A 2,859-nucleotide genomic window follows, 5' to 3' on the forward strand; every position below is an offset into this window, starting at 1 on the left:
GCGGCACGGTGTCGTAATGGCTGAAGTCCATGGCATACCGCCCCTGGCCCCCGGTCATCGCCTTCAGTTGCGTCGGGAAATCCGCGAGCTCCGCCAACGGCACGCGTGCCTTGATCAGGGTTTCGCCGCCACGCAGCGAATCGGTGCCCATGATCTGTGCACGCCGCGAGGCGAGGCCGCCCGTGACATCGCCGACGGCGGGATCGGGAATCGAAACTTCCAGGTCCACCACGGGCTCCAGCACGACGGGCCGAGCGCGTGACACGGCATCCAGGAACGCCTTGCGTCCGGCACTGATGAACGCGACTTCCTTGGAATCCACCGGGTGGTGCTTTCCGTCGTACACGCTGACTCGCACATCCTGCATCGGGTAGCCGGCTACCGCGCCCGCCTGCATCGCCTGGCGGATGCCTTTCTCGATCGCCGGCATGAACTGGTTCGGGATCACCCCACCCTTGGTTTCATCGACGAAGGTGAAACCCGCGCCACGATCCAGTGGTTCGACGCGCAGGAACACCTCGCCGAATTGCCCGGCGCCACCTGTCTGCTTCTTGTGCCGGTGGTGTCCTTCGGATGAACCGCCGATGGTTTCGCGGTACGCGATCCTCGGCGGGTGGGTCACGACGTCCACGTCGTAACGGTTCTTCATCCGTTCGAGCATCAGCTTCAGGTGCAAGTCGGACAGGCCGCGGACCACGGTCTGGTTCACCTCCGCATGGTGTTCAACGACAAAGCACGGATCTTCCTCGGCGAGCCTGGCCAGCGCCTGCGCCAGCTTCTGCTCCTGGCCCTTGTGCGCCGGCTCGACGGCCAGGCCGAACATGGGCGAGGGGAAGGGGCACGGTTGCAGGTGGATCCGGCCTTCGTCGGCCGCGTCATGCAACACGGCGTCGAAATGGATGTCATCGACCTTCGCCACCGCGACGATATCGCCTGGCAGCGCTTCATCGATCTCCACGTGCTCCTTGCCCTTCAAGCGGAACAGGTGCGCCACCTTGAACGGCTTGCGTCCATCATCCACGAGCAACTGCGAGTCCTTGCGTACCGTGCCCTGCCAGACGCGGAACACACCGAGTTTGCCGACGAACGGGTCGGGGACGATCTTGAAGACATCGGCGACCACGTGCTTGCCCGCATCGGCGGCCACGTCGAAGTGGATGCCCTTGTCGTCATGGAACGGCGGCGGGTTGGTTTCGCTGGGACACGGCAGGATGCGTTCGATCAGCTCGAGCAGTTCGTTGACACCCACGCCGTCGCGGGCGCTGGTGAATACGATGGGGACGAGGTGGCCATCGCGCAGGCAATGCTCCAGCGCGTCGTGCAGTTCGGCCGGGGTGAGCGCGTCTTCGCCCTTGTCGAGGTAGTGCTCCATGACCCCGTCATCGATCTCCACGACCTGGTCGATGAGCTGCTGGTGCGCTTCACCGGGCGACGAGAAGTCGCTGTCGCCAGCCTTCTTGAAGAACGCGTCGCTCACGGCGTGGCCGTGCGCGGCGGGCAGGTTCACCGGCAGGCATTCGCTGCCGAACTCCGCGCGGAGGTCCTCGATCAGCGCGGGGAGATCCACGCCTTCCGCATCGATGCGGTTCACGATGATCAGCCGCGCGAAGCCGCGCTCCTTCGCGTGCGCCATCATGCTGCGCGTGCCGTGTTCGATGCCGTTGGCGGCATTCACGACGATGGCCACGGTGTCGGCCGCGGCAAGTGCCGCCAGCGCAGGACCACGGAAATCCGCGTATCCAGGCGTGTCGATCAGGTGTATTCGGTAGCCGTTGCGCTCGATCGAGGCGATCGACGCATCGATGGAATGGCCCCTGGCGCGTTCCATGGGGTCGTTATCTGAGACGGTACTGCCCTTTTCCACGCTGCCCATGCTGTTGAGCGCGCCGCCGGCGTGGAGCATGGCTTCGAACAAGGTGGTCTTGCCGGCCCCGGCATGGCCGGCAAGTGACAGGCTGCGGATGCGTTCCGTGGATGGCGACACGATGCGACCCTCCGTAAGGATGGCGGTCCCCCCGTCCTTCCAAGCCTTCTCCGATCGGGGCGCGGAATCAAGTGCGCCGGGAATCTTCTTTCGACGGCGGTGTCTGTAGGCGCAGGCTTAAGGCGCGGTCAGGCTGCCGCGTTAAGCTGTATGGCTCCCCCTCGTCCCGGCCGGATCCCCCGTTAGCGTGCAATACCCAGGCAAGGCGCCCCCGCCATTCGTCGACCCGCACCGGCTTCCGCCGGAGGCGACGCGCCGCCATGGGCTGCACCCGATCGATCCGGCCACGATCACCGCCCTGCGCGCCATCCGTTACCGCAAGGCGCCGCGCGACCACGTGCGCGCCACGCTGGCGATCGCCGGCACCCTGGTCCTGCACATCCTCATCATCCTGCTGGTGCGCTACGAGCTGCAGCCACGCCCCCTGCTGGGCTACGCGCCGCCCGACGACCGGGATGAGGTGCTCGAGGTGCGCTTCATCGAACCCACCGCCGCGCCGCCACCGCAGGCCAACGTGCCACCACCGCCGCCCGTGAGCGAGCCGCCGCCGAAGGTGCGCTCGCCCGAGGCCACGCGGCCCGAGCCGCCGAGGCCGAAGGAACCGCCGAAGGAAGCCGCGCCTGCCGAAAACGAGGCGCCGCCACCGCCGGCACCGGCGCCATCGCAGCTGTTCGGCCGCGATGGCCAAGTGCATCTCGCGCCGCCGACGGGCCAGGCCCCGGCGACCCAGGCCGACTTCGTGTCGCGCAAGCCCACGGACGATGCCGGCGTCATGACGCACAAGGGTCCGGTCACGTACAAGGAAACCCGTTTCGCGAAGGATTGGACGCCGGAGAACGAAAACGTCCTCAACGGCGGCATCCGCAAGGCGATGG

General features: G+C 66.8%; 1 protein-coding gene and 1 pseudogene. One reads left to right on the forward strand and one right to left on the reverse strand.

Annotated elements, in window-relative coordinates; all coding sequences use genetic code 11:
* A partial coding sequence (gene fusA, locus ACTHLF_RS20930) for an elongation factor G (RefSeq protein ID WP_440330119.1) occupies nucleotides 1-1,984 on the reverse strand: 1,984 nt, incomplete at its 3' end.
* A 187-nt stretch (nucleotides 1,985-2,171) separates the two neighbouring features.
* Between fusA and ACTHLF_RS20935 the strand changes: the two are divergent.
* A pseudogene (locus ACTHLF_RS20935) lies at nucleotides 2,172-2,859 on the forward strand (hypothetical protein); the annotation flags it as partial.

The sequence above is a fragment of the Luteibacter sp. genome (genome assembly GCF_051958795.1).
Classification (GTDB): domain Bacteria; phylum Pseudomonadota; class Gammaproteobacteria; order Xanthomonadales; family Rhodanobacteraceae; genus Luteibacter.